Genomic DNA, 22,748 nt, shown 5'->3' on the forward strand with positions numbered 1-22,748 from the left:
GTGGACCTCCTCGCATCGATGCCCGTCAATACGCCGGAGGTCGACGCAATATAAGGACCACATTCCGAGCAGACCAGCCCATGCCACTTGAGGAATTGCTCTCAACCTCCAGCATCTGGCTCGCGAAGGGCGGGTTGGCGCTGTTCGGATTAACCCTGATCGCCTTCATCGCCCGCTGGGGGATCCGTTTCCGGCTGGTAGGCGTGAGCAGTTTCACCCTGCTGTTGTCGGCCAGCTGCTGGGCTTTTGGTCTCAGCTACACACCAGGCGTCAGCGTGGAAGGAGCACTGCGAGCGCCGATTGTGTTTGACAATGGCGCCGATTTGGTTGTGGCTCAGGCTCAGGCCGATTTCCCAGACGAAGCGATCGAACCGACCCTGCAGCAACTGGCAGGAAACGTGCGTCCAGGCGGTCGCAACAGCCCGGAGGTGACTGTTCGCCTACGTCAGCTGCAGCCCGCTGGGGAAGGGGCTTCAAGATCGGTGGTTCTGGGCGAAACCGTCCGCGACTTACGAGCTGGATGAGACCCGAGGATCCTCTACAGGAGCTGCCCCAGGGCCTGCGCGACGAACTGAAACAGCTGCTTGCCTCCGGCATTACGACCTGGGGGCAGCTTCAGGCTCTCGATGAACGACGGATCAGTCGACTGGCTTCCAGCGGGCGAGCATCAGCACGCAACCTCAGGCGCTTGCAAGCAATGGCCAATCTCGCCTGCTCGTTGGACCTGGCGCCTCAGGATGCTGCTCTGCTGATGCATGCAGGACTGGCCACCGTGACAGCAATCGCTGGGTCTTCCCCTCAGGAGCTACTCACCCGGACCGGTCGGCTTGAACGTCAGTTGCGAAGCGGACGTCCACCCGTTGTGGATCTGGCATTGGCCCGTCGCTGGATCCTCCGAGCCAAGGAGAGGCAAAACACGAACTGACCGTCGAGACCAGCCATGTTCGTCTCACCCGTTTCAAATGAGGACCGATTCGGACAGAGGTTGCGATGCGTTTCCTCAACAACCTGAAATTCGCAACAGTTGCTGCCGTCTCAGCACTGCTCGCGGTGAGCCCTGTCAGTCAGGCCCAGTCATCACTCTTGGAAAGCGTCAAGCGCAACCCCGGTGAAGCCCAGGCTCTCTGCCAACAGTTCAAATCGATCAATGCTCAAGGTGGGTCAGCACTGTCGAGCCAATCCATTGCTGTCATTGCCGGCCAACGCAACCTCAACAAAACTGAGGCTGAAATTGTCGCGACCTACGTAATTGGACTCAACTGCCCGGAAGTTCGCTGATACATCACTGATCACCAGCGACGGCGTTGAGCTCGTCTCACGGGTATGGCGACCCTCCGGACATGGCCCCTGGCCTGCGCTATTGATGCGACAGCCTTACGGCAAGTCCATCGCGTCAACGGTCACGCTTCCTCACCCTGATTGGTGGTGCAGCCATGGCTTTGTCGTCGTCGTGCAAGATGTGCGCGGTCAGGGGGATTCGGGAGGACGCTTCCAAGGCTTCTCGCAGGAAGCGCTCGACACAGCCGACACCTTGACTTGGCTTCGGAATAGGCCAGAGGTCAATGGTCGCATTGGGATGTATGGCTTCTCTTATCAGGGACTAACCCAACTACTGGCGCCTTCAGACTGCCCACCGCCAGATTGTCTGGCACCGGCGATGTGCGGCCTGCATGAACGGGATCACTGGAGCTGCGACGGCAATGCCCACTGGTGGCATCTGGGGTTGGGCTGGGGCCTACAGCTGGCGAGTCTCCAGGCCAAAAAGCGTGGAGATCACTCGGCCTGGGAGGAGATGCGACGCAGCCTGGAGGACGGCAGCTATCTACGAGAAGGCATGCCATTGCTTGAGCGCCATGATCCCGACGGCATGGCCCTGCGCTGGCTGCAGCAAACCCCCGAACAGGACAGCGAGTGGATTCAACATTCCGTTTCGCAGCGATGGCTGCAGCAACCCATGCTGTTATTGGGGGGATGGTGGGATCCCCATCTCCGCGGCGTGATTGCTCTTGCGGAACAAGCCAGGGCGGCTGGAGGCCGGCCTGAACTCCACATCGGCCCTGCGACCCATCTGCAGTGGTGGACAGAAAGCAGCGCACTTCTGTTGAACTTCTTTCAGCGGCATCTGATCTCACCCTCCAACGACTCCGCAGACCAAGAAAGCGACGATGAAATCGTTGTTTGGCTGTGGGACCAGGTCAGCGAAAGCTGGTGCGAACCGAACGGTCTCAACCCAGCATCGAGCGCACCCTCATCTCAGACTTCATCACAACCGCCATCTCAGCAGCGCTGGTATTTGTGCAGTCGAGGCCTCGCCTGCATTGAGGCAGAAGAAGGTCAGATCCTTACTGCGGCTGCTGATTCTGCTGGCAAGGTGGTGATCGTGCATGACCCATGGCGGCCTGTGCCCGCTATCGGCGGGCATCTCAGCCCCAGTGCCGGGCCGTGCGATCGAGCATCCCTTGATCGCCGCAGCGATGTCGCGGTATTTACCGGTGAAACCCTGAAAGGCGCCCTGCTTCTGAGTGGCACGCCGAAACTGAAACTGCGCGTCTGCGCTGACCAGCCTGGATTCGATCTGTGCGTAGCGCTGTCGCGATTGCCTCTGGATATGAACACAGTGCAACAGCTCTCAACGGGGATGCTGCGAGTCCGCGGGCAAGGAGTCCAGGAGCTCTGCGAACGAGAGCTGGAACTTCAGCCACTACACGCCACGTTCGAGCCCGGTGACCGGCTGCGCCTGTCGATCGCAGGAGCAGCCTGGCCAGCCATTGCCATCAATCCTGGACAGCCGGGGATTGCCTGTAGGGCACCCAGCGCTGATTGCCGCGTGATCAGTATTGAGTTGCATCTTGAGATGGCTCAGTTGTGGATGCTGCCTCTGCTGGCGCCCTAACACTGAAGAACTCCGGCAGACTGACACGACCGTACTGACGATTGCTGTGAAGTTCACCTCCTGTCTTCTGGCCGCTGCCATGGCCACCTGCACTGTGGAGATGATCCCTGCGGCAAACGTCCGAGCAGAGGTGAGGGTTGCACAGGCCCTCAATGCTCCGCGGACCAATCTCACCACAAACCAAGCCAAATCGGCAGCCAGCGAACTGCTCCAATCGATCCAAACGAAGGATGCGCAGAGGATCTTCAAACTGTTGGCGTCGCCCCTGCAAGCAGCCACCAGCGTGGAGGCCATCAGCCAGCGACTACAAAGCGCACCCATCATCGAGTCCTACCGAGTCGTCGCGATCAATCAAGGTCTTGACGACACGACCGTTGAAACGGTGGCTGTTACCAATAGCGGCACCCGTGAGCTGCCACTTCTACTGGTGCTCGATGACGACGGTCAGCTGCTGGCGTGGAAGTGGGTCGAGACGATGCTCCCCATCGAGCAGACCGCATTGAACTTTGTAAAAGATCTGGATGCCGGTCGTTGGATCGCAGCGCGGTACTACCTGGACCTCGACTTTCAAAGAGAGATCTCCCCAGCCGACCTCAAGCGCAAGTGGTCGAAGCTGGAGCGGGTTCTCGGGGGAGTGAAGAGCATCAAAAGTGCGCTTGCAGCCTCGAGTAGCAATGAGCAGCAACTGGTGCTGGTCACGATCGAATTCGGCAACATGACCGACAACCTGTTCGTGATCTTCAACCGCCAGGGGCAGATCATCAACGTCGACTTCTCAGCAGATCTGGTCTGAAATCCCTGGCAGGGAAGGAGTTTGAGCAGGCTTTCCGCTTAAGCTCCCGGCCTACGAAAGCTCCGTCGTCATGACCATCACTGTGCAGGACTGGATGGTTGAGGACGCCCAGCGACTTGCGGAGTGTCGTCACGACCACCCCTTCTCCATTCTCGGCCCTCAATCGCAGGACAACGGTGGCTGGGTCATCCGTGTCTGGATGCCCGAAGCCAACAGCGTGACTCTTCTGAGCGGTTCAGAGGAGATCGCCATGGCAACTCCCCACCATCCCTGGATCTTCGAAGCAGAGGTCAATCAGAACCCAGGCAGTACCTACAGGGTCCGGGTGAACCGTGGAGGGATCACCCATGAGCAACACGATCCTTGGGCCTTCCGTCTGGAATGGATGGGGGAAATGGACCGCCATCTGTTTGCGGAGGGCAATCACCATCACATCTGGCGGCGCATGGGTGCCCATCGCAGCGATCAGGACGGAGTCGAGGGGGTGATGTTCTGCCTGTGGGCTCCCAATGCCCGCAGCGTCAGCGTGATCGGCAACCTCAACACCTGGGATGGGCGCCAGCACCCCATGCAACAACGCCTTGGCGGAATCTGGGAGCTATTCGTCCCCGGACTCGCTGAAGGAGAGCTCTACAAATACGAAATCCGTACTCAGGACGGTCACTGCTACCAGAAGGCCGATCCGTATGGCTTCCAGCACGAAGTGCGTCCAGCCACGAGTTCCCTGGTGACCCATCTGGATGGTTTCAACTGGACCGATAGCAACTGGATGAAAACCCGGGACAGCAGCAATGTGCTGGACCAGCCGATTTCCGTTTACGAGATGCACCTCGGAAGCTGGATTCACGCCTCCGCGGAAGAGCCCTTCATTGAGGCCGATGGCACCGCCCGACCGCCGGTCCCCGCCGCAGATCTCAAGCCAGGCGCGCGCCTGCTCACCTATCCGGAACTGGCTGACCGGCTGATTCCATACGTGAAGGAGAGGGGCTTCACGCACATCGAACTGATGCCCATCACCGAGCATCCTTTTGATGGCTCCTGGGGTTACCAGGTCACCGGCTGGTATGCCCCAACCAGCCGTTACGGAACCCCTGATGAATTTAGGGCTTTCGTCGACCGCTGCCATGCCGAGGGCATCGGTGTGATCATCGACTGGGTGCCAGGTCACTTCCCACGTGACAGCCACGGTTTGGCCTTTTTTGATGGCTGTCATCTGTACGAACACGCCGATCCACGCATCGGCGAGCACAAGGAATGGGGCACGCTGATCTTCAACTACAGCCGCAATGAAGTACGCAACTTCCTAGTCGCCAACTTGGTGTTTTGGTTCGACCAGTTCCACATCGATGGCATCCGTGTGGATGCGGTGGCCTCCATGCTCTACCGCGACTATCTGCGACCCGACGGCGAGTGGCTACCCAACGAAAACGGCGGCCGTGAGAACACCGAAGCGGTGCGTTTTCTTCAACAAGCCAATCATGTGCTTTTCCAGCATTTCCCTGGAGCACTATCGATTGCCGAGGAATCCACCACCTGGCCGATGGTGACCCAGCCCACTGATATTGGCGGCCTTGGCTTCAACCTGAAATGGAACATGGGTTGGATGCACGACATGCTCGATTATTTCGAGCTTGATCCCTGGTTCCGTCAGTTCCATCAGAACAACATCACCTTCTCGATTTGGTACACCTACACAGAGAATTTCATGCTTGCCCTGAGCCACGATGAAGTGGTGCACGGCAAGAGCCATCTTCTGCACAAGATGCCAGGAGACGACTGGCAGAAATACGCGAACACGCGCGCTCTTCTCGCCTACATGTGGACTCACCCAGGTAAGAAAACCATCTTCATGGGAATGGAGTTCGGTCAGCGAGCCGAATGGAATGTGTGGGGCGATTTGGAATGGGATCTGCTGAACCACGAACCGCATCAGGGGCTTCAACTCCTGGTGCGCGATCTCAACACTCTCTATAAGGCGGAGCCTGCTTTGTGGAGAGATGACTTCGATCAATTCGGCTTCCAGTGGATCGATTGCAACGACAATCGCCATTCAGTCATCAGCTTCATGCGCAGGGAAAGCAGCAGCGGAACCTGGCTTGTTGTGGTTGCCAATTTCACACCTCAAAGTCACTCCCACTACCGAGTGGGCGTGCCACTGGCAGGCTTTTACGAGGAAATCTTCAACACTGACGCAGCCAAATACGGCGGCAGCAATCTGGGCAACATGGGAGGCAAACCAACCGATGAATGGGGCATTCATGGGTATGACAACTCTCTCGATCTCTGCCTGCCACCGTTAAGCCTGATGGTGTTCAGACACGACCCGAAACGCAGCATGAGCGCTTTGGACCAATCCAAGAGCGACTGAACCGCGGCCAACGATGTGACGAACCGCCCAGCCTGCCTGGAAACCAGTGCTTTTGCACGGTTTCTTCAGGTAGGTTTCCGACTGATTTGATTTCGGCTTGATGAGCGACTCTCTGCCTCTGTTACTGCGTGCAGCCCGCGGTGAAGCGGTGGAGCGTCCTCCGGTCTGGATGATGCGCCAGGCCGGCCGCTACATGAAGATCTATCGCGACCTAAGGGACAAGTACCCCAGTTTCCGCGAACGCTCTGAGAACCCCGATCTCTCTTATGAGATCTCGATGCAACCCTTCAGGGCCTTCCAGCCAGACGGGGTAATTCTGTTCTCCGACATCCTCACGCCTCTTCCTGGCATGGGGATCGACTTCGACATCATTGAGAGCAAAGGGCCTCAGATCGGTGATCCGATCCGCAACATCGACCAAGTCAATGCTCTACGTCCCCTGATTCCAGGCGAATCGATGCCCTTTGTGGGCGAAGTGCTGGGTCGTCTACGTGAGAGCGTCGGCAATGAGGCTGCTGTGCTTGGTTTCGTTGGGGCTCCTTGGACGCTGGCTGCCTACGTCGTGGAAGGCAAAAGCAGCAAAAACTATGCAGTGATCAAGGCCATGGCCTTCCGTGAGCCCGAAATGCTGCACAAACTGCTTGATCATTTTGCTGAGTCCATTGCCAACTACCTTCGCTACCAGATCGATTCCGGGGCACAGGTAGTGCAAATGTTCGACTCTTGGGCAGGGCAACTCAGCCCAGCCGACTACGACGTCTTCGCGGCCCCTTATCAGAAAAAAGTGGTCGACTTGGTCAAGCAGACCCATCCCGACACCCCGTTCATCCTTTACATCTCCGGCAGCGCCGGTGTGATCGAACGGATGGCCCAGACCGGTGTAGACATCATCTCCCTCGACTGGACCGTGGACATGGCCGAAGCCTGTGCACGACTGCCTGAGCACATCGGAGTGCAAGGCAATGTTGATCCTGGCCTGCTGTTCGGCACCCCAAAGGCCATCGAAACCCGAATCGATGACTGTGTTCGCAAGGCCAAAGGCCGCCGCCACATCCTCAACCTCGGCCATGGAATCCTTCCCGGCACACCTGAAGAAAACGGAGCTGCCTTCTTCACTGCCGGCAAGAGCGTGATGGACCGCATTGGGGCTCTCGCTTGAGTCAGCCCACCACTCCGGCACGCATCCTGATCACCGGCGCCAGTGGCTGCGTCGGTCAATACACCACCTCATGGCTGCTGGAGAACAGCGAGGCCGAGCTATTGCTCTGGTTGCGTGATCCGAGCAAACTCACTGCTGTTTCCGCAGATCATCCGCGCATCCAACTTCTGGTGGGCGACCTGCGCGAGGCCGATCGTTTCGAAGCCGAACTGGCCAGCGTGCATCGCGTGATCCACACAGCCACTGCCTGGGGCGATCCCGAGCGCGCTCAACAGGTGAATGTGATGGCAGTCAAGCGAATGCTGTCTCTTCTCAATCCATCCTTAATCGAGCAAATCACCTACTTCTCGACAGCCAGCATCCTGGATCGGCATCTGCAGCCTTTAACCGAAGCACTGGCCTACGGCACCGAATACATCCAGACCAAGGCCCAGTGCCTCAAAGATCTGGAGGAGCACCCTCTCGCCGAGAAAATCGTTGCTGTCTTTCCCACTCTGGTCTTCGGAGGTCGAGTCGACGCCAGCAGCTCTTTCCCCACGAGCTATCTCACCGAGGGCCTCGCTGAGGCCAGCAAATGGCTCTGGCTAGCTCGATTTCTAAGAGCCGATGCCAGTTTCCACTTCATCCATGCAGCAGACATCGCTGCAATTTGCGGCCATCTCGCCACCCACCCCCATCAACGCAACCCGGAACCCGGCCAGGGTGCTGTCCGCAGAATCGTGATGGGTCAGAAGGCCATCAGCGTGAATGAAGCAGTGGCCATTCTCTGCCGCTGGCGGGGCATTCGACGAACCCCTGGAATCCCGCTGTGGCCCTGGTTGATCGAAACACTGATCAGAGTGCTGCCGATTGAGGTCAATGCCTGGGATCGTTTCTCCATTCGTCAACGCCATTTCATTCACCAACCCGTCACCCAGCCAGAACGCTTCGGCGACATCAGCCATGCAGCAGATCTTGAGTCAGTGCTGCAGGATTCAGGTTTACCGAGGCGGGGCTTGCCATGAAATACCCTTATAATTAGACAACTTCAACAGTCGTCATGCTGAAGAGCCTGAAATCGCTTCTCTACACCACCCTCGCCTTCGTGCTCGCCTGCACGGTTGGTGTTGCATCTGCCAATGCAGCCACCGTTGAGGTGAAACTTGGCGCAGATTCCGGAATGTTGGCTTTCGAGCCCAGTTCCGTCACCATCAAAGCCGGTGACACCGTCAAGTTCGTCAATAACAAGATGGCTCCTCATAACGCCGTCTTTGAAGGTCACGACGAGTACAGCCATGCCGACCTGGCATTCTCCCCAGGCGAATCCTGGGAAGAAACCTTCACTGAGGCAGGTACCTTCGATTTCTATTGCGAGCCACACCGCGGTGCTGGCATGGTTGGTCAAGTGATCGTTGAGTGATTCACTCAGACAACACCTGATTTTTCAGGTTTCAACATATTCAGACCCCAGTTTGTCAACGTTCATTCTGGGGTCTTTTCATGTTGTTGATGATGGATAGGTTTGGCATAGAGACGAACGCCAAGGGATGCCAAACCCTGCTTCTGCACTGGCACTGATTCTCAGCCTCTGCCTGAGTCTCGGGGCGGCGCTACCCGTGAGCGCCATGACTGAACCGGACCTTTCCCATGGCGCCCAGCTGTTTTCCAGCAATTGCGCTGCTTGCCACATGGGTGGCGGCAATGTGATTAGAGCCACTCGCACGCTGAGACAGGCCGACTTACAGGCCTACCTCGACTCCTACAGCCAGCATCCAATTGAAGCTATTGAATACCAGATCGAGAATGGGAAAAATGCGATGCCGTCCTACGAAGGCAAGCTGAGTCTTACTGAAATCGATGATGTGGCTGCATTCGTCGAGAAACAAGCTGAAAAAGGGTGGTCACGATGAGCAGAGAAGCACTGAATGCCTTTGTCCATGCGCTCGAACACAGTGCATCGCTTCGACGAAAACTGCATGGCTGCTCGAATGATGCTGAGATTGTTTCTCTGGCACGACGTCTCGACTTCGCCTTAGATCGTTTCGATTTGATCGAAGACGATCAGGTGTCGAACATGGAGACCTGGTTTAGCCGCAGTGCTTTGGGAATCAGAACTCACAACAGCACTGATTGAGCCGTTGTGGCTGAAGACAACGCTTCAGCTGAGCAGCGCATCACATAAAAGCGGTAGCAACCGACACCTATTGAACTTCTTTTAAGGATTTCAGAAAGACGCGGTCCTGGGCACTGCTGATCAACGAAAGTGCTCTCGCTCGAGAATGCTCATGAACGACACCGTTCACAACCGTCGCGGGACCAGCCTGAAATGGGAAACCAACGGAGAACTGGCTGGGGCCGACCTGCGCAACATCCTGCACCGACTCCAGGAAGCCGACCCTAATGCTCAGGGGCTCAATCAATGCGACCTCGTTGATCGACCACAGCAGACGTGACTGACCTGGCCAAGCCGCCAATCGTCAACGACTGGCATCAGAGCAGTTCGGCCATTCGATCAACGCTGGATCCGATGCATTCGACCACATATCCCTCCAACGACTGATCGTCACTGCCTGGCCTAAGCCTGAAGAGATAGGCATTCACCCAGGCCGTTTCCGTGTTGTTGACATCGTGACCACGATCAACAAAACCAGGTTTCTGATCAAACAGGTGGAGAAGAACCGTCAGCACATCCTGTCTAGAAAGGCTTTCAGGATCGATCGATGGCAGCTGATCCCGGATTTCAAGAAACGAGATCGAAGCTGAATAATCAAAATCTTCCGGCACCACAACCGACATCAGCAGCTTCTCGATGTTGGGATGGTAGGTGCGACAGACACAACGACGATCAGTCAGCCATGAGCCTTGCACCGAACGACCGCCACCACTGGATCGAAGAGATCGCGTTTCTTGAAGCCCGCCTGAATGGCAGCCAGGGAGACATCGACAAGGAGGATCGTGCGGCCTGTGAAGAAGCCCTCAAGGCAGCAAAAAGCAATCTTGCCGCCTGTCGCTGATCCTGTCCTCAGGCCCGAAAGGTATGGGACGGAGAAACAAAACTTTGCCGCTTCGCGAACAGCTGCTTGCGAGGTCTAGAAGCGCTCTGAAGACGAATCCTTTCGGACAAGAGCTTGGCTTGCAGCGACTTGTGGCGGGTCTCCTGATCCCGCCAGTACTGCTGGATCGTGGGCGGCCAAAACTCGGACACCCGATCAAGCTTGGGGGTCATGTCGCCGGAGATATTGATCACGGACATCCAGCTCACCATCAATGAGGTCGTCTCCAACCCCTAGCCAGAGCCGAACAGAGTGGCAGCAATCAAGTCACGGCTGACATGAAGTGGGATCACAGGAGGGGGTGACGAGCCACGGCTCAGCCGACTCAACGATTGCTGGTCGGCCTGGTGGCATCCACTTCAGGTTTCAAATTGCAGCACGGAAGCTGCTCTGAGTACTGGGCCGGTTCGCGCATCGCCCAATACTCATCAACCACACCAAGAAGGTGAGAACTGATCCGAGCTAGCCATGACCGTATCTTCATCCCTTCATCCTGGCGAACAAGGGGGGATTCAGCCACGCTCAGCAACCAGCCAGTCCTGGTTGCCGAGCGTTCCAGTGGACTTCGAGTCCAAACTCCACTGCCTCCACTCCGAAGCAGACGCTGGTGATACGGCGTCAACCAGGGCGTTATCGGTCCAGTAGTCGGGTGAATCGAGGATCCCCAGATGCAGAGGACAGGACGGGGCAGCCTTCACAACCCACTCCTTCAGATTTGCTTAATCATGACTCAATCGCAGCCTGAGTTGCAACTAGACCATGACGCCATAGCAAGCCTTTATCCCTTTAAACGAGCCTCAGTCAGCACAGCCAAATACAGATCCTCATCAACCTCCCGGATGTCGTACTCCGAAGGCATCGCACCATGGTGATGTTCATGAACCACGGTCCAGCACATTCTCTCCAAGTCAGAAGGTGAAGCTCCATAGAGCTCCCTCACTCTGGCCGCAAGCCTTGTCACCAAGCTCGGATTCACAGGGTTTTCCTCAACCATGGGATTGCCAGCATTCGGTGGACCCTACCGATCTGGATCGGTTGACCGCAGGCTGGAGTGCAGACCGAACCACTTGGATCGGTTCCCCATGGGCTTGAGGATGATGCCCCCCATACGGTTGTTGCAGTACAAACGGAATCATGCAACCCACGGCCGAACAATTCACCGAAAAGGCCTGGGCCGCGATTCTTTCGGCCCAGAACCTGGCCCAGAAGCGACGCCATCAACAACTGGAGACCGAGCATCTGATGCTGGCACTCCTGGAACAAGACGGACTCGCCAGTCGCATCCTCGAAAAAGCCGGTGTGACGCCAGCCGCTCTTCAGAGCAACCTGGAAGCCCATCTGAGTGTGCAACCGGCGCTGCAGTCTCCTCCGGAATCCGTTTACCTAGGCAAGGGGCTCAACACCCTGCTGGATCGTTCCGAAACTCTCAAGCAGAGTTACGGAGACAGCTACACCTCCATAGAACACCTGCTGTTGGCATTAGCAGAGGATTCCCGCTGCGGACAACGCCTACTCAATCAGGTGGGCGCCGACGCCAAAGCCCTGAAAACCGCCATTGATGCCGTGCGTGGCAGCCAGACCGTGACCGACCAAAACCCAGAAGCAACCTACGAATCGCTGGAGAAATATGGACGTGATCTCACGGCGGCGGCCCGTGACGGCAAGCTGGATCCTGTGATCGGCCGCGACGAGGAGATCCGCCGCACCATTCAGATTCTTAGCCGCCGAACCAAGAACAACCCTGTACTGATTGGTGAACCAGGCGTTGGCAAGACCGCCATTGTGGAAGGCCTGGCTCAGCGCATCGTGAACGGCGACGTTCCTCAGGCGCTGCAGAACCGACAACTCATCGCCCTCGACATGGGGGCACTGATCGCCGGTGCCAAATATCGCGGTGAATTCGAGGAACGACTCAAGGCGGTTCTGAAGGAGGTCACCGACTCCGAGGGGCAGATCGTTTTGTTCATCGACGAGATCCATACGGTGGTAGGGGCCGGTGCCACAGGCGGCGCCATGGATGCCAGCAACCTGCTCAAACCGATGCTGGCCCGCGGTGAATTGCGCTGCATCGGCGCCACCACACTCGACGAACATCGTCAGCACATCGAAAAGGATCCAGCTCTTGAGCGTCGCTTCCAGCAGGTGCTGGTGGACCAGCCGACGGTGGAAGACACGATCTCGATCCTGCGCGGACTGAAGGAGCGCTATGAAGTGCATCACGGTGTTCGCATCGCCGATAGTTCGCTAGTGGCTGCTGCAGTACTCAGCAGTCGCTACATCGCCGACCGCTTTCTCCCGGATAAGGCCATCGATCTGGTGGATGAATCGGCAGCGCGCCTGAAGATGGAAATCACCTCCAAACCGGAGGAGATCGACGAAATCGATCGCAAGATCCTGCAGCTTGAGATGGAAAAACTCTCACTCGGCCGCGAATCCGATGCCGCCAGTCAGGAGCGGCTGGAGAGACTCGAGCGGGAATTGGCAGAACTCTCAGAACAGCAGAGCACCCTGAATGCCCAATGGCAGCAGGAAAAGGGGGCGATTGATGAACTCTCCAATCTCAAGGAGGAGATTGAGCGGGTGCAACTGCAGGTGGATCAGGCCAAGCGCAGCTACGATCTCAATAAAGCCGCAGAGCTGGAATACGGCACCCTGGCCACCCTGCAGAAGCAGCTGTCGGGGAAAGAGGCCGCACTGGCCGAAGACGACGACAACGGTCAGGAGAAGACCTTGCTGCGCGAGGAGGTTACCGAAGACGACATCGCCGAGGTGATCGCCAAATGGACCGGCATTCCCGTGGCCAAACTGGTGCAGTCGGAAATGGTCAAGCTTCTAGAGCTTGAGAACCAGCTGCACGACAGAGTTGTGGGTCAACAACAGGCTGTCACCGCCGTCGCCGATGCGATTCAACGCTCACGCGCCGGGCTCAGTGATCCCCATCGACCGATTGCCTCCTTCCTCTTCCTCGGTCCTACCGGTGTCGGCAAAACAGAGCTGTCCAAAGCACTGGCAGCTCAGCTGTTCGACAGCGAAGACGCGATGGTGCGCATCGACATGAGTGAATACATGGAGAAGCACACCGTGAGTCGTCTGATCGGTGCGCCTCCTGGTTACGTCGGCTACGAAGCAGGAGGTCAGCTCACAGAAGCCGTACGCCGGCGCCCTTACGCCGTGATCCTGTTCGACGAAGTGGAGAAGGCCCACCCCGATGTGTTCAATGTGATGCTGCAGATCCTGGATGACGGTCGGGTCACCGACGGCCAGGGCAGGACTGTTGACTTCACCAATGCCGTTCTGATTCTCACCAGCAACATCGGCAGCCAGTCGATCCTTGATCTTGGTGGCGACGACGGGCAGCACGAAGAAATGGAACGGAGGGTGAATGAAGCCCTTCGCGGCCATTTCCGTCCTGAATTCCTCAATCGGCTTGATGATCAGATCATCTTCCACAGTCTGCGCAGAGACGAACTGCGCCAGATCGTGAGCCTGCAGGTTGACCGTCTCCGTCGACGACTCATGGAGCGCAAGCTCAGTCTGACCATCAGCGAGAACGCCACCGACTGGCTTGCGAATGCCGGCTATGACCCGGTGTATGGCGCCCGTCCGCTCAAGCGTGCCATCCAGCGCGAACTGGAAACACCGATTGCCAAGGCGATCCTGGCTGGACGTTACGTCGACGGAGATGACGTCACTGTGGATGTGCAGCCAACCGGAGGCAGCGATGAGCAACAGACCCTGGTGCTGCGCTGATCACTGGCCAGGTTGTGGGTGCGCAGTGCTGAACCAATCGGGCATTGCTTCATAGCTAGCACCATTGGCAGAATTCTCGCGAGCCTCCACCTTCCAGCAACAGCTGCGGCCGGCATCACGATTTAGCAACAAGACGTTGGCCCAACCCCAGACCAATCGTGCGCTGGCTTCCATCCCAACGTTGTCCATCACTCGCAGGTCCAGGGCACCTTGTTCATGCAGGGTCTGCCATTGCTGCATCAACGGATCATCACTATTCACCAAAAAGGTGTGATCGAACTGGTCTCTGAGCTGCTTCTCTAGAGGCCTGAGACTGGAGAAATCCACCACAAACCCACATTGGTCGAGATGAGTTGCGGCGAACCACACGGTGAAGCTGCGGCTGTAACCGTGGACGAATCGACAGTGTCCGGGGTGCTGCCACTGCCGATGGCTACAGGGATACCCCTCGAAATGCTTACTGCAGGTGTGACCGGTGGAGGGCAGAGGCATCGGGCAGAGGGAAGGGACGGCACTGCGGCAGGATTCTTCCTGTCTACATCTGCAGCACGCGCAGACCGATGCAGCCCCTCACATCAGCCTTCATTGATCAACTCCGTTTCAATGATGCGGGACTGATCCCCGCGGTCGCCCAGGACTGGTTGGACGGTGCGGTGCTGATGGTGGCCTGGATGAATCAGCACTCCATTGACCTGACGTTGAGTACTGGAGAAGTTCACTACTGGAGCCGCTCGCGTCAAGAGCTCTGGCACAAGGGAGCCACCAGCGGCCACACCCAAACAGTCAAAAGCATCCGTTACGACTGCGACGCGGATGTGATTTTGGTCTCAATCGAGCAGACCGGCGATGTGGCCTGCCACACCGGCGCTCGCAGCTGCTTCTACGAAGACAGCGACCAGCGTTCTCCGGGTGGTGTAGACGCGCTCCCACCTCCGGCTGACGCCTGCACGGAGTTAATGCGGGTGATCGAAGACCGCCGAGATCATCCTGAGCAGGGCAGCTACACCAACAAACTGCTGGAGGGAGGTGACAACAGCATCCTCAAGAAAATCGGTGAGGAAAGTGCAGAATTTGTGATGGCCTGCAAGGACGGCAACGCCGACGAGATCGCTGGAGAGGCTGCTGACATCGTGTTCCATCTGCAGGTAGCCATGGCCCATCACGGTGTCAGCTGGCGTCAGGTACAGGAAGTACTGGCCGCCCGGCGTGGAGCTCCGCGCAGGCCTTGATCAAGGCGTGCAGGGAGAATCAGAACTGATCACAACTTCATCTCCGAGCTGCACTGTTGTGAGCAGGTCAGCCATCACCTTGCGATCCACATTGATGCAGCCTCCGGTGATCGATTTCCCCACCCTGCTGGGATCGTTGGTGCCATGGATGGCGAAGCTATACCAACGGAACTTGCCGTCGTAGGTGTTGAAACGGAATGGCTGTGGCGTAGCAGGCACGGGCGCCAGGCTGATGTAACCCTCGCCGTACTCACCTGTTTCACCATCACCCTTGAAATCGATGGAACTCATGTTGCGAAACAGGTTCTCGCGCAGATAGGTCTCAGTTTTTCCGGACTCCTTCACCAAGGCGGGATCCATGACAAAGCGATCCTCACTGAGGATTGCATTCACACGAAAGGTGCCCAGCGGTGTCCAGCCCTCTTCAAACGTTGATCCAGCGCAAGTCATACCGTTGCGGCCATACCCCACCTTGAAGCGAAGGGGTTCTCGTCCCTGATTCAGCTCTCCTGCGCTGGCAGAAGGCTCGGCAGCATCCAGTTGAATGCGGATGCTGTCCTTGGAGGCTCGGCCTTCCCTGGATAGAGGACCCGACGATCCACACCCAGAAACAACAACGAGCACTGCGCCCATGAGCAGTGAACGCATCAGACCACGTGAGCGCAGCAAGGTCGCAATCCTCAAGGCCAGCAATCGTTCAGTGAAGGCAGCATGCCAAGTTTTCAGCGGCCTGTCAGAAGCTTGAAGCGTGCGTCAAAAACGTCGTCACTGCGCGGCGGCATCGGCAGGCTTGAAGGGCTTGCCAAAACGAGTGGGCTGATCACGCAACCAGTTGAGAGTGCGTCGATCACCAGCAGATGGAGCGAGCACTGGCGATGCTCCTTGCACCGGTGCAAGGGCATCAGTGGGATCAACGCTATGGCCCCAGAGACCGAAAGCATGGCCCAGCTCATGCAACGCGGTGGCCTGCAGAGACTGTGCCCTCAGCTCCGGTGACACCATCACGGTCACACCTGGTTCCAGTCGCCAGATGTCTTCGCGCTGAACCTCCAGCAGTTGCAGCACGGCACGACCATTACTGGCTCGCCAGCCGCCCGCCAGCTTTCGCCGAAGCGGCCGACGACGTTCGACCCGAACGTGAGCCCGGTTGGGATCACTGACACGCGTGATCGGCAAGAAAGGCATCCAATGATCCAAAGCAGCATCAACGGCATTCAGCCAGCGACGCTCCCATCGATCCGGCACCTCATCAGCTGAAGGCTCGACCCACACACACCAGCGAGGCAGGGACGGAATACCGAAAGCCGTGGTCGCCAAACGCGCCCCATATCCAGGTGCTGTTTCAGGAGCCGCGGCAGTGAAGGGCTGACCCTCAAGCCTGCGAACCTGCTGAACTGGTGGACAGGGGTCGTCAAGCATCGAACTTGTTACTCAGGCAGCGGAAAGACCAACACCCCTGGCCATCAGTGTGGCGAGCATCGGAACCAGGGCAAATCCCACGAGCTCCACGTTGATGATCCACCCCAGACGGGTTGCCAGCGCCTGGCCCACCTTGGGCAGTTCACCTTTACGGAGCGGAATCGCCCACAGGATGTAAGTGACTGTGGGATAAAGCGAAAGCCCTCCGACACTCAGGTAAAGACCGACTTTCCACCAGAACAGAGGGTTTTCGGTGTAAAAGTCGCTGCCCTGACCGAAATAGAGCACCCGCAGAATCCCGGTCAACAGCAGAGCGAGTGCTGCGATTCCATAAATGATGTCGGTGATCACCATGGCCGTGGCGGTCCTGCGGTCAGGATCTGGACGAATCAGCCGGCGCTCCACCACCAAGGCCGCGAAGCAGAGCATGAAGCTCAGGTAGTGGACATAGGCCACTCCAGCACTCTTGGCGATCTCCGGCGTTAGCGCAGTGGCCAGCAACATGAGCTCGAATCATTTGTTGCTGGCGACAGTAGCGGCTGAGAGGAAACCTCCGCTGCTTCCATGCGGAAGGTCTGCACAACAAATCCAACGCAAATATGAAGTGATACGAATCACATTATGAACAAAAGTTGAATTCGGTACAAATTCAGAATTACGACTGAAATATGAATTCCGCAGTCTTCATTACACGCACCAGATAAAAAGCCATTCGCCCTAGGTTCAATGAAACCTGGCATACATGTGATGGTGAGTTCACTGAGTGCATTTCTGGGCGAAATCGGCAGACATCAACTATTGACTCCTGAACAGGAGTTAACAATGGGTCGAAAAGTTCAGGCGATGGTCGCTCTGAATGAGCGCTGTCTGCTTGCCGGTGGAAGTGGATCCGCATGTGAATACAACGACGAAGAGAAACGCACGATTAAACGAGGGGAGCGGGCCAAGAATCAGATGATCACCTCCAACCTCAGGTTGGTAGTCAATCTTGCAAAGCGATACCAGGGCAAGGGACTTGACCTCTTGGATCTGATTCAAGAAGGCACCCTTGGACTCACACGCGCCGTCGAGAAATACGACCCAACTCGCGGTCACCGCTTTTCCACATACGCCTACTGGTGGATTCGTCAGGGCCTGAACCGTGCTCTTTCAACCCAGAGCCGAACTATTCGCATACCCGTAAATGTGAATGAAAAACTCACCAAACTGCGTGCTGCCAAAGCTCGACTGATGCAGAGCAATGGCTTACCTCCAACATCGGAACAACTTTCGGAGTCGATGCAAATCTCCCTCAGCGAGGTGGAAGATCTGCTGGGTTGTGAGTTACGCAGTGTGACGGTCAGCCTTCAGGGAGTCGTGAAGTCAAAGTCAGATCCATCAGAACTCGTTGACGTTTTGCCAAGTGATGAAATTCCACCGATGGAACGGGCGGAAATCGCTGAAAGAACGGCTTCGGCCTGGAAGCTGCTGGACAAATCCAATCTCACTCCCAAGGAACGAACGGTGGTGATGCTGCGCTTCGGCCTCGACGGCAGCCACGAATGGCGCACGCTTGCTGAGGTGGCCCGGCACATGAACTGCAGCCGTGAATACTGTCGCCAGGTGGTCCAACGTGCATTGCGCAAACTGCGCAAAACCGGTATCCAGCATGGCCTCGTCGAGATGAGCGTCTAAACGGGAACCCACCCTCCCGGGATCGGCTCTCCTGCTGGCCAATCCGCTCACAGGGTGAGACTGTTCATGCTGACTGCTGCGCTACTTCTGCCATGACCTCGAGCTCCTCTTCAGGCCACTCGGAGTTCGACACCAGCTTCAACGGGGAAGTGGTGGATGCAGAAGTGCTCGACAGTGAAGTGATTGATGAGTCGGCATTCCGTCAGCTGCTGAAGCGGGCTGGACGATCCATTGCCCGCCCAGCCCTTGAGGCGCTCGAGATGATGCTTGATCCAGCAACGCCTCCTCAGGCGAGGCTGACCCTGCTAGCAGCACTGACCTATCTCCTAGTCCCCACCGATCTAATCCCGGACCTCTTGCCAGTGGCTGGTTTCAGTGATGATCTGGTGGCAATCACCGCAGTCATGGGTCTTTGCCGGAATCACATCACACCCGAGATCAGGCAACGGGCACAACGCAGACTGGATCAATGGTTCCCGACCCAATGTCCATGACCCGCTGGTCACGCGAATTGGAGGATGAGCTTGCAGCACTGCTCAAGGACTGGCTGAAGCAGCAGGGGCGTACACAGTCAGACCTGCGCCGCAGCCTGAGAGCAACATCCACCCGCATGCCTGCCCTGATGGAGGTCCTAGAGCGTGAACATGTCCTTGGGGGCATGCCTCGGCTGGCAGCCCGGCTGTGCTCCATCGAAGCCGAATGGGCAGCCAATCCGGAAATGCCTGCGAATGAGGCTTCAGGCGCAGGTGCCCCTCAGAACGGTGCCGACCCCTTCGGTCAACTGGATCTACTGCTGCGAGAAATTAGAGATGACTGCACCGGCTGAACCCGATCGCAGGCAACATGGGGTTATCCGTTTGGTTCTCAATGGCCTCCGTCCCGCAACGACTGCTCGGCGTCAGCCTCATCACGGCTGTCAGCGCGACGCTTCCGCAGGCAGCGACGGCTCAATCAGAGGTCTGGTTGCTCGGCCCCAACAGTCGTACGGGAGAACAGAGCACTGTGGTTCCCACGGACTGCGTCGAAGGAGCGGATGGTTCCATCACCTGTAACACCAAGATCCAAAATCCCCCTGGCGACACACCCGCCAAGCCCTTTTACAACCCGTTCAGCAACAACTGAGCCCAGTGATTCAGTCTCGTCGCAAACGCCGAAGTTTCCTGCAATGGGTTGATGCAGGGGAAAAGCAGGTCGCCATCCTGCTCACCATCATCACTGCTGTTGTGATCGCTGCTTCGATCGTGCAGCTCACAATCCGCGTGGCTCTTTCGCTGATCACCAATGAACAGGATTCCTACTGGCTGGGTGATGGTCTGATTCGCATCCTTGGTGATCTGCTGACGGTCTTGATCGCACTGGAAGTGCTGCAAAACATCACCAGTTACCTGCGTCGCCACGTCGTCCAGATTGAACTAGTGCTGGTCACCGCACTCACGGCCGTAGCCAGGAAAGTCATTGTGTTGCCCAAAGGCGCGGAAGACAAACCACAGCTTTTGATCGGCCTTGGCGTCTCCGCCATCGCGTTGGCGGGGGCTTACTGGCTTGTTAAACGATCGGCTGAACCGGATACTCGCTTGGACGCTCATTCCAGTAGAGAGCAAGCCATACCGTTCCAGGATGAGCATCCGTCCGCTCAACCCGATGACGTCGACCAGCTGAGAGCATCAGTTGATCCCCCACGCTGAGTTCAACGCATTCCTCTGGATCTTCAAGACGTAGGAGCGCGCTCCCCTTCAACAAGGTGAGCCACTCATGCTCTTTCTGTTGATACCAGAAACCATCCGGACTACGTGATCCGTTGGAACTGATCCTCATCAGCCTCCAACCCTCGCCGGAACACAACTCGTCTTCGATTTCATGCCCTGAAGCTGCCAGTGGCCCAGCCAGCAGATTGGAGAAACCTGGTCCCTCCACACTCGGCTCTCCCCAGCGTCGGTCGATGCGGTATCCCCATAACCGCGCCAATTGCACGACCGCATTGTGATCCGAGCAGGCCGCTAATTGACGACGACGCTCCGGATTGGCCTCAAGACTGCTGACCAATGCATTGAGCTGTTGGACCTTCAACAGAAAACGCTGCAGATCCTCTTCCGCCATCAGATCAAAGACAACTGTTCTGATCCTGACAACCCACCGATTCAGACCCAACCAATGGCTTGCACCAAGGCAGACTGAAATCACCTACCGATAGATGATGAGAACTCTGCTGGCAGGTGCACTGATGCTGCTAACACTGTTCTGGCAGAGTTCCAGCGTCTGGGGCTTGAGTGGATCAGGAGCGCAGCTGTTTGATCTGCATTGCGCTGGATGTCATCCCAATGGCGGAAACATCATTCGTCGAGGACGAACACTAAAACTTACGGCCCTCGAGAAACGAGAGCTCAACAATGCTCAAGCGATTGCACAGATTGCCCGTGAAGGCATTGGCCAAATGAGCGGTTATGCCGATGCTCTCGGAGAAGGGAATGACATCGTGGTTGCCGAATGGATCTGGCAGCAGGCTCAGAATGCCTGGACCCATGGATAAACATCCAGTTGAGTCCAAATTCCCTCTCGCCAGTAGACATCTGCTTCAAGCAGAGCGCGCACAGTTGATTCACTGTCGGACTCAAAGACTGCGAAAACGTGTGTACTGCCAACAGTGGGACCAAGGGTGATCAATGTCCCACTTTCCTTGAGGGCTTTGAGCCGCTCGAGATGCTCATCACGAAACGGAGCTCTTTTTTCCAATGCGTTGTCGCAATAGGTCCCCCAGAGAACGAATCGGGCCATAGTTTCACCTCCGGTTGAAAAAATCTGCACCGAATGGTTGGCGCATACTGCACACTAAGCGCTATGTTCAGAGGGTAGATTATTTTTATGATGATGCTCACTGGTGCTGAACTCCTTGCAAAGGTCAAGGATTTAGGTGACGTCTCCAAGACAGACCTGGCTACTGCCTGTGGTTATGTCTCTAAAAAAAAGGATGGTTCTGATCGCGTTAATTTCACTGCTTTCTACGAAGCTCTTCTCAATGCCAAAGGCATTGATCTAGGTGGCGGTTCCGCTGGTATTGGCAAAGGTGGTCGCAAACTTTCCTACGTGGCAACTGTCCAAGGAAACGGCAACCTGTTGATCGGCAAGGCATATACAGCCATGCTTGATCTAAAGCCTGGTGATGAGTTCGAAATCAAGCTGGGTCGCAAACAAATCCGCCTCGTTCCCGTTGGTGGCACTGACGAAGACGAAGAGTGATTTTCAGCCGGCTGCTGCACGCAGCTCACGGCAAAAATCACCTGCTTCCGCCGCTGCGCAACCTTGTTGTGCAGCGGCGATTCTTTTGACTAAGGCACTACCAACAATGGCTCCATCAGCGCCCCATGCACGCACCTGACGGACCTGCTCAGGACCAGAGATTCCAAATCCCACAGCAACAGGACCCGCATCGCATCGCTTCAAAGAAGTGACTAATTGGCCGACACGTTCTTGAAGAGTTGAGCGTTCTCCGGTGACACCAGTCACAGAAACCAGATAAGTGAACCCACGACTGGAAGCAGCGATACGTTCCATGCGCTCTTCCGGAGTGGTGGGTGCCACCAACAAAACAAGATCAAGGCCATGTTGTGCTGCAAGTGGAGACAAACGTTCCGCTTCCTCAAGGGGGAGGTCAGGTACAACCAAACCAGAAACACCAGCGGCAGCAGCTTCAGAAAAAAAGCGTTCTGCTCCTCGATTCAGCAGTGGGTTGCTGTAAGTGAACAGCACCACCGGCATCGTGAGTTGTTCACGCAATCCACCCAACATCTCCAGCACTTTTGCCGGGGTTGTTTTCTGTTCAAGAGCTCGATGAGCCGCAGCCTGGATCACTGGTCCATCTGCCAAAGGGTCGCTGTAGGGAATGCCGAGCTCCACCACATCAGCCCCATGATTTTGAAGACTGAGCAACACATCTGCCGTGCTCTGAAGATCAGGATCACCAGCCATCACGAAAGGCATCAGTGCCAGACGCTGCTCAACGGCGGTCTTCACAAAGACCTCTGCAATGCGTGAAGACTGCTCTGTCACGGATTCTGAAACTGTGATGCAGGCGAGCCTAGAGGTCGGCTGAAACTACTCAGATGCTTGGGTGGTCTCCTCTTCAGCGATAGAGGCCATCAGTGCCTGCTGCTGCTCTGGAGTCATGGCATCGAACCGCTCCTGAAGCTGTTGAGCGGTGAGCTGGTCGTAACCGCTGCGATAGCGACGGCGTTGCTGCATGTAAGTCATGCGTCCCGTCACCACTCTGAACAGATAGGAGCTGGTCCAGATCACCACCACCACGACAAGAAGGGCTTCGGCTGCGATTCCCGCAGAAAACCCCTCCAGCCCAAGAGCTTCAAACAGCCAATAGCCCAAACCACCAGCGAGCAGAAGACCCAAGCCAAGTTTCAGAACACCGGCACGTGTCAATTC

The 22,748-nt window shown here is 56.8% G+C and carries 33 protein-coding genes and 1 pseudogene; 22 read left to right on the plus strand and 12 right to left on the minus strand.

Annotation, left to right across the window (positions count from 1 at the left end; genetic code table 11):
- Positions 1-80 precede the first annotated feature (80 nt).
- The 12 genes from SynBIOSU31_RS09645 (at position 81) to SynBIOSU31_RS09700 (ending at position 9,645) form a co-directional block, all read left to right on the plus strand.
- A complete protein-coding gene (locus tag SynBIOSU31_RS09645) occupies positions 81-524 on the plus strand; it encodes a Ycf51 family protein (RefSeq protein WP_186492963.1) in 444 nt (147 codons plus the stop codon).
- Positions 521-925, plus strand: a complete 405-nt coding sequence (locus SynBIOSU31_RS09650; RefSeq protein ID WP_186489535.1) for a DUF4332 domain-containing protein — start codon at positions 521-523, stop codon at positions 923-925. The genes SynBIOSU31_RS09645 and SynBIOSU31_RS09650 overlap by 4 nt, the downstream gene beginning before the upstream one ends.
- Before the next feature lie 65 nt (positions 926-990).
- Entirely contained in the window at positions 991-1,278 is a 288-nt protein-coding gene (locus SynBIOSU31_RS09655; protein WP_186489537.1) for a hypothetical protein, read from the plus strand.
- On the plus strand, positions 1,250-2,893 hold the full coding sequence (locus SynBIOSU31_RS09660) for a CocE/NonD family hydrolase (protein WP_255477185.1): 1,644 nt from the start codon (positions 1,250-1,252) through the stop codon (positions 2,891-2,893). Before SynBIOSU31_RS09655 ends, SynBIOSU31_RS09660 begins: the two co-directional genes overlap by 29 nt.
- 79 nt (positions 2,894-2,972) lie before the next feature.
- Positions 2,973-3,686 carry a DUF3887 domain-containing protein gene (locus SynBIOSU31_RS09665; protein ID WP_255477186.1) on the plus strand — a complete coding sequence of 238 codons (714 nt, stop codon included), beginning with the start codon at positions 2,973-2,975 and terminating at the stop codon, positions 3,684-3,686.
- A gap of 70 nt (positions 3,687-3,756) precedes the next feature.
- Positions 3,757-6,054 (plus strand): 1,4-alpha-glucan branching protein GlgB, encoded by a 2,298-nt coding sequence (gene glgB / locus SynBIOSU31_RS09670; RefSeq protein WP_186489540.1) that lies wholly within the window; start codon positions 3,757-3,759, stop codon positions 6,052-6,054.
- Between the two features lie 100 nt (positions 6,055-6,154).
- A complete protein-coding gene (hemE, locus tag SynBIOSU31_RS09675; RefSeq protein WP_186489542.1) occupies positions 6,155-7,213 on the plus strand; it encodes a uroporphyrinogen decarboxylase in 1,059 nt (352 codons plus the stop codon).
- Positions 7,210-8,217 carry an NAD-dependent epimerase/dehydratase family protein gene (locus SynBIOSU31_RS09680; protein WP_186489543.1) on the plus strand — a complete coding sequence of 336 codons (1,008 nt, stop codon included), beginning with the start codon at positions 7,210-7,212 and terminating at the stop codon, positions 8,215-8,217. Before hemE ends, SynBIOSU31_RS09680 begins: the two co-directional genes overlap by 4 nt.
- A 35-nt stretch (positions 8,218-8,252) precedes the next feature.
- Positions 8,253-8,612: a plastocyanin gene (petE, locus tag SynBIOSU31_RS09685; RefSeq protein WP_186489545.1), complete on the plus strand. Its 360-nt coding sequence runs from the start codon at positions 8,253-8,255 to the stop codon at positions 8,610-8,612.
- A 127-nt stretch (positions 8,613-8,739) separates the two neighbouring features.
- Positions 8,740-9,102: a c-type cytochrome gene (locus SynBIOSU31_RS09690; protein WP_186489547.1), complete on the plus strand. Its 363-nt coding sequence runs from the start codon at positions 8,740-8,742 to the stop codon at positions 9,100-9,102.
- Positions 9,099-9,326 carry a Nif11-like leader peptide family natural product precursor gene (locus tag SynBIOSU31_RS09695; protein WP_186489549.1) on the plus strand — a complete coding sequence of 76 codons (228 nt, stop codon included), beginning with the start codon at positions 9,099-9,101 and terminating at the stop codon, positions 9,324-9,326. Before SynBIOSU31_RS09690 ends, SynBIOSU31_RS09695 begins: the two co-directional genes overlap by 4 nt.
- A gap of 151 nt (positions 9,327-9,477) precedes the next feature.
- A complete protein-coding gene (locus SynBIOSU31_RS09700; protein WP_186489550.1) occupies positions 9,478-9,645 on the plus strand; it encodes a hypothetical protein in 168 nt (55 codons plus the stop codon).
- Positions 9,646-9,682: 37 nt separating this feature from the next.
- Here SynBIOSU31_RS09700 and SynBIOSU31_RS09705 read toward each other — a convergent pair whose 3' ends face one another.
- Complete coding sequence (locus tag SynBIOSU31_RS09705) at positions 9,683-10,060, minus strand: hypothetical protein (protein WP_255477187.1); 378 nt, start codon at positions 10,058-10,060, stop codon at positions 9,683-9,685.
- Between SynBIOSU31_RS09705 and SynBIOSU31_RS09710 the strand changes: the two genes are divergently transcribed.
- On the plus strand, positions 10,048-10,206 hold the full coding sequence (locus SynBIOSU31_RS09710; RefSeq protein ID WP_186489552.1) for a hypothetical protein: 159 nt from the start codon (positions 10,048-10,050) through the stop codon (positions 10,204-10,206). The two genes, SynBIOSU31_RS09705 and SynBIOSU31_RS09710, sit on opposite strands and share 13 nt — an antisense overlap.
- Before the next feature lie 8 nt (positions 10,207-10,214).
- Here SynBIOSU31_RS09710 and SynBIOSU31_RS09715 read toward each other — a convergent pair whose 3' ends face one another.
- The 3 genes from SynBIOSU31_RS09715 to SynBIOSU31_RS09725 form a co-directional block, all read right to left on the minus strand.
- The gene (locus SynBIOSU31_RS09715; RefSeq protein ID WP_186489553.1) at positions 10,215-10,457 is read right to left on the minus strand and encodes a hypothetical protein; all 243 of its coding nucleotides are present in this window, start codon (positions 10,455-10,457) and stop codon (positions 10,215-10,217) included.
- Positions 10,458-10,757: 300 nt separating this feature from the next.
- Positions 10,758-10,943: a hypothetical protein gene (locus tag SynBIOSU31_RS09720; RefSeq protein ID WP_186489554.1), complete on the minus strand. Its 186-nt coding sequence runs from the start codon at positions 10,941-10,943 to the stop codon at positions 10,758-10,760.
- 80 nt (positions 10,944-11,023) lie between these two features.
- Positions 11,024-11,239 (minus strand): hypothetical protein, encoded by a 216-nt coding sequence (locus SynBIOSU31_RS09725; protein ID WP_186489555.1) that lies wholly within the window; start codon positions 11,237-11,239, stop codon positions 11,024-11,026.
- A gap of 140 nt (positions 11,240-11,379) precedes the next feature.
- On the opposite strand from SynBIOSU31_RS09725, the gene clpB reads away from it, so the two are divergent.
- Entirely contained in the window at positions 11,380-13,995 is a 2,616-nt protein-coding gene (gene clpB, locus SynBIOSU31_RS09730; protein ID WP_186489560.1) for an ATP-dependent chaperone ClpB, read from the plus strand.
- On the opposite strand, the gene SynBIOSU31_RS09735 is transcribed toward clpB, so the two are convergent.
- Positions 13,996-14,487, minus strand: coding sequence for a 6-carboxytetrahydropterin synthase (locus SynBIOSU31_RS09735; RefSeq protein WP_186489562.1), 492 nt, complete (start codon positions 14,485-14,487; stop codon positions 13,996-13,998).
- Positions 14,488-14,555: 68 nt separating this feature from the next.
- Between SynBIOSU31_RS09735 and hisIE the strand changes: the two genes are divergently transcribed.
- Entirely contained in the window at positions 14,556-15,224 is a 669-nt protein-coding gene (gene hisIE / locus SynBIOSU31_RS09740) for a bifunctional phosphoribosyl-AMP cyclohydrolase/phosphoribosyl-ATP diphosphatase HisIE (RefSeq protein WP_186489564.1), read from the plus strand.
- Here hisIE and SynBIOSU31_RS09745 read toward each other — a convergent pair whose 3' ends face one another.
- From SynBIOSU31_RS09745 to SynBIOSU31_RS09755, 3 genes are all read right to left on the minus strand, one after another.
- Positions 15,225-15,872, minus strand: a complete 648-nt coding sequence (locus SynBIOSU31_RS09745; RefSeq protein ID WP_186489566.1) for a L,D-transpeptidase — start codon at positions 15,870-15,872, stop codon at positions 15,225-15,227.
- Between the two features lie 117 nt (positions 15,873-15,989).
- A complete protein-coding gene (locus SynBIOSU31_RS09750) occupies positions 15,990-16,643 on the minus strand; it encodes a peptidase (protein WP_186489567.1) in 654 nt (217 codons plus the stop codon).
- Positions 16,644-16,655: 12 nt separating this feature from the next.
- Positions 16,656-17,147, minus strand: coding sequence for a DUF2214 family protein (locus SynBIOSU31_RS09755; protein WP_186489568.1), 492 nt, complete (start codon positions 17,145-17,147; stop codon positions 16,656-16,658).
- A gap of 243 nt (positions 17,148-17,390) precedes the next feature.
- Here SynBIOSU31_RS09755 and SynBIOSU31_RS09760 point away from each other — a divergent pair, with 243 nt between their 5' ends.
- From SynBIOSU31_RS09760 to SynBIOSU31_RS09780, 5 genes are all read left to right on the plus strand, one after another.
- Positions 17,391-18,317, plus strand: a complete 927-nt coding sequence (locus tag SynBIOSU31_RS09760; RefSeq protein WP_186492966.1) for a sigma-70 family RNA polymerase sigma factor — start codon at positions 17,391-17,393, stop codon at positions 18,315-18,317.
- A 92-nt stretch (positions 18,318-18,409) separates the two neighbouring features.
- Positions 18,410-18,811, plus strand: a complete 402-nt coding sequence (locus tag SynBIOSU31_RS09765; RefSeq protein WP_186489569.1) for a YkvA family protein — start codon at positions 18,410-18,412, stop codon at positions 18,809-18,811.
- On the plus strand, positions 18,808-19,143 hold the full coding sequence (locus tag SynBIOSU31_RS09770; RefSeq protein ID WP_186489570.1) for a hypothetical protein: 336 nt from the start codon (positions 18,808-18,810) through the stop codon (positions 19,141-19,143). The genes SynBIOSU31_RS09765 and SynBIOSU31_RS09770 overlap by 4 nt, the downstream gene beginning before the upstream one ends.
- 41 nt (positions 19,144-19,184) lie before the next feature.
- Positions 19,185-19,439 (plus strand): hypothetical protein, encoded by a 255-nt coding sequence (locus tag SynBIOSU31_RS09775; protein WP_186489571.1) that lies wholly within the window; start codon positions 19,185-19,187, stop codon positions 19,437-19,439.
- A 5-nt stretch (positions 19,440-19,444) separates the two neighbouring features.
- Positions 19,445-20,002 carry a phosphate-starvation-inducible PsiE family protein gene (locus tag SynBIOSU31_RS09780; RefSeq protein WP_255477188.1) on the plus strand — a complete coding sequence of 186 codons (558 nt, stop codon included), beginning with the start codon at positions 19,445-19,447 and terminating at the stop codon, positions 20,000-20,002.
- On the opposite strand, the pseudogene SynBIOSU31_RS09785 reads toward SynBIOSU31_RS09780, so the two are convergent.
- Positions 19,965-20,414: pseudogene (locus SynBIOSU31_RS09785) on the minus strand (Nif11 domain/cupin domain-containing protein); the annotation flags it as partial. The gene SynBIOSU31_RS09780 and the pseudogene SynBIOSU31_RS09785 overlap by 38 nt on opposite strands.
- Positions 20,415-20,511: 97 nt before the next feature.
- Here SynBIOSU31_RS09785 and SynBIOSU31_RS09790 point away from each other — a divergent pair.
- Positions 20,512-20,844 carry a c-type cytochrome gene (locus SynBIOSU31_RS09790; RefSeq protein WP_186492967.1) on the plus strand — a complete coding sequence of 111 codons (333 nt, stop codon included), beginning with the start codon at positions 20,512-20,514 and terminating at the stop codon, positions 20,842-20,844.
- Here the strand turns inward: SynBIOSU31_RS09790 and SynBIOSU31_RS09795 are convergent.
- Positions 20,820-21,089: a YciI family protein gene (locus tag SynBIOSU31_RS09795; RefSeq protein ID WP_186489573.1), complete on the minus strand. Its 270-nt coding sequence runs from the start codon at positions 21,087-21,089 to the stop codon at positions 20,820-20,822. The two genes, SynBIOSU31_RS09790 and SynBIOSU31_RS09795, sit on opposite strands and share 25 nt — an antisense overlap.
- Positions 21,090-21,182: 93 nt before the next feature.
- Here SynBIOSU31_RS09795 and SynBIOSU31_RS09800 point away from each other — a divergent pair, with 93 nt between their 5' ends.
- Complete coding sequence (locus SynBIOSU31_RS09800; protein ID WP_186492968.1) at positions 21,183-21,551, plus strand: AbrB family transcriptional regulator; 369 nt, start codon at positions 21,183-21,185, stop codon at positions 21,549-21,551.
- Positions 21,552-21,554: 3 nt separating this feature from the next.
- On the opposite strand, the gene trpA is transcribed toward SynBIOSU31_RS09800, so the two are convergent.
- Positions 21,555-22,361 (minus strand): tryptophan synthase subunit alpha, encoded by an 807-nt coding sequence (gene trpA, locus SynBIOSU31_RS09805; RefSeq protein ID WP_186489575.1) that lies wholly within the window; start codon positions 22,359-22,361, stop codon positions 21,555-21,557.
- 45 nt (positions 22,362-22,406) lie between these two features.
- Positions 22,407-22,745: a DUF3007 family protein gene (locus SynBIOSU31_RS09810; RefSeq protein ID WP_067092961.1), complete on the minus strand. Its 339-nt coding sequence runs from the start codon at positions 22,743-22,745 to the stop codon at positions 22,407-22,409.
- Between the last annotated feature and the right edge of the window lie 3 nt (positions 22,746-22,748).

Source organism: Synechococcus sp. BIOS-U3-1 (assembly GCF_014279975.1).
GTDB lineage: Bacteria > Cyanobacteriota > Cyanobacteriia > PCC-6307 > Cyanobiaceae > Synechococcus_C.

Coding starts and splice junctions, on each gene's coding strand:
- SynBIOSU31_RS09775 (WP_186489571.1), top strand. CDS start 19,185: ATGGCCTCCGTCCCGCAACGACTGCTCGGCGTCAGCCTCATCACGGCT.
- SynBIOSU31_RS09655 (WP_186489537.1), top strand. CDS start 991: ATGCGTTTCCTCAACAACCTGAAATTCGCAACAGTTGCTGCCGTCTCA.
- SynBIOSU31_RS09760 (WP_186492966.1), top strand. CDS start 17,391: ATGGTGAGTTCACTGAGTGCATTTCTGGGCGAAATCGGCAGACATCAA.
- SynBIOSU31_RS09750 (WP_186489567.1), bottom strand. CDS start 16,643: ATGCTTGACGACCCCTGTCCACCAGTTCAGCAGGTTCGCAGGCTTGAG.
- SynBIOSU31_RS09695 (WP_186489549.1), top strand. CDS start 9,099: ATGAGCAGAGAAGCACTGAATGCCTTTGTCCATGCGCTCGAACACAGT.
- SynBIOSU31_RS09700 (WP_186489550.1), top strand. CDS start 9,478: ATGAACGACACCGTTCACAACCGTCGCGGGACCAGCCTGAAATGGGAA.
- SynBIOSU31_RS09710 (WP_186489552.1), top strand. CDS start 10,048: ATGAGCCTTGCACCGAACGACCGCCACCACTGGATCGAAGAGATCGCG.
- SynBIOSU31_RS09650 (WP_186489535.1), top strand. CDS start 521: ATGAGACCCGAGGATCCTCTACAGGAGCTGCCCCAGGGCCTGCGCGAC.
- glgB (WP_186489540.1), top strand. CDS start 3,757: ATGACCATCACTGTGCAGGACTGGATGGTTGAGGACGCCCAGCGACTT.
- SynBIOSU31_RS09645 (WP_186492963.1), top strand. CDS start 81: ATGCCACTTGAGGAATTGCTCTCAACCTCCAGCATCTGGCTCGCGAAG.
- SynBIOSU31_RS09745 (WP_186489566.1), bottom strand. CDS start 15,872: ATGCGTTCACTGCTCATGGGCGCAGTGCTCGTTGTTGTTTCTGGGTGT.
- SynBIOSU31_RS09735 (WP_186489562.1), bottom strand. CDS start 14,487: ATGCCTCTGCCCTCCACCGGTCACACCTGCAGTAAGCATTTCGAGGGG.
- SynBIOSU31_RS09755 (WP_186489568.1), bottom strand. CDS start 17,147: ATGTTGCTGGCCACTGCGCTAACGCCGGAGATCGCCAAGAGTGCTGGA.
- SynBIOSU31_RS09665 (WP_255477186.1), top strand. CDS start 2,973: ATGGCCACCTGCACTGTGGAGATGATCCCTGCGGCAAACGTCCGAGCA.
- petE (WP_186489545.1), top strand. CDS start 8,253: ATGCTGAAGAGCCTGAAATCGCTTCTCTACACCACCCTCGCCTTCGTG.
- SynBIOSU31_RS09800 (WP_186492968.1), top strand. CDS start 21,183: ATGCTCACTGGTGCTGAACTCCTTGCAAAGGTCAAGGATTTAGGTGAC.
- SynBIOSU31_RS09725 (WP_186489555.1), bottom strand. CDS start 11,239: ATGGTTGAGGAAAACCCTGTGAATCCGAGCTTGGTGACAAGGCTTGCG.
- SynBIOSU31_RS09795 (WP_186489573.1), bottom strand. CDS start 21,089: ATGGCCCGATTCGTTCTCTGGGGGACCTATTGCGACAACGCATTGGAA.
- SynBIOSU31_RS09765 (WP_186489569.1), top strand. CDS start 18,410: ATGACCTCGAGCTCCTCTTCAGGCCACTCGGAGTTCGACACCAGCTTC.
- SynBIOSU31_RS09715 (WP_186489553.1), bottom strand. CDS start 10,457: ATGGTGAGCTGGATGTCCGTGATCAATATCTCCGGCGACATGACCCCC.
- SynBIOSU31_RS09790 (WP_186492967.1), top strand. CDS start 20,512: ATGAGAACTCTGCTGGCAGGTGCACTGATGCTGCTAACACTGTTCTGG.
- SynBIOSU31_RS09690 (WP_186489547.1), top strand. CDS start 8,740: ATGCCAAACCCTGCTTCTGCACTGGCACTGATTCTCAGCCTCTGCCTG.
- clpB (WP_186489560.1), top strand. CDS start 11,380: ATGCAACCCACGGCCGAACAATTCACCGAAAAGGCCTGGGCCGCGATT.
- hisIE (WP_186489564.1), top strand. CDS start 14,556: ATGCAGCCCCTCACATCAGCCTTCATTGATCAACTCCGTTTCAATGAT.
- hemE (WP_186489542.1), top strand. CDS start 6,155: ATGAGCGACTCTCTGCCTCTGTTACTGCGTGCAGCCCGCGGTGAAGCG.
- SynBIOSU31_RS09770 (WP_186489570.1), top strand. CDS start 18,808: ATGACCCGCTGGTCACGCGAATTGGAGGATGAGCTTGCAGCACTGCTC.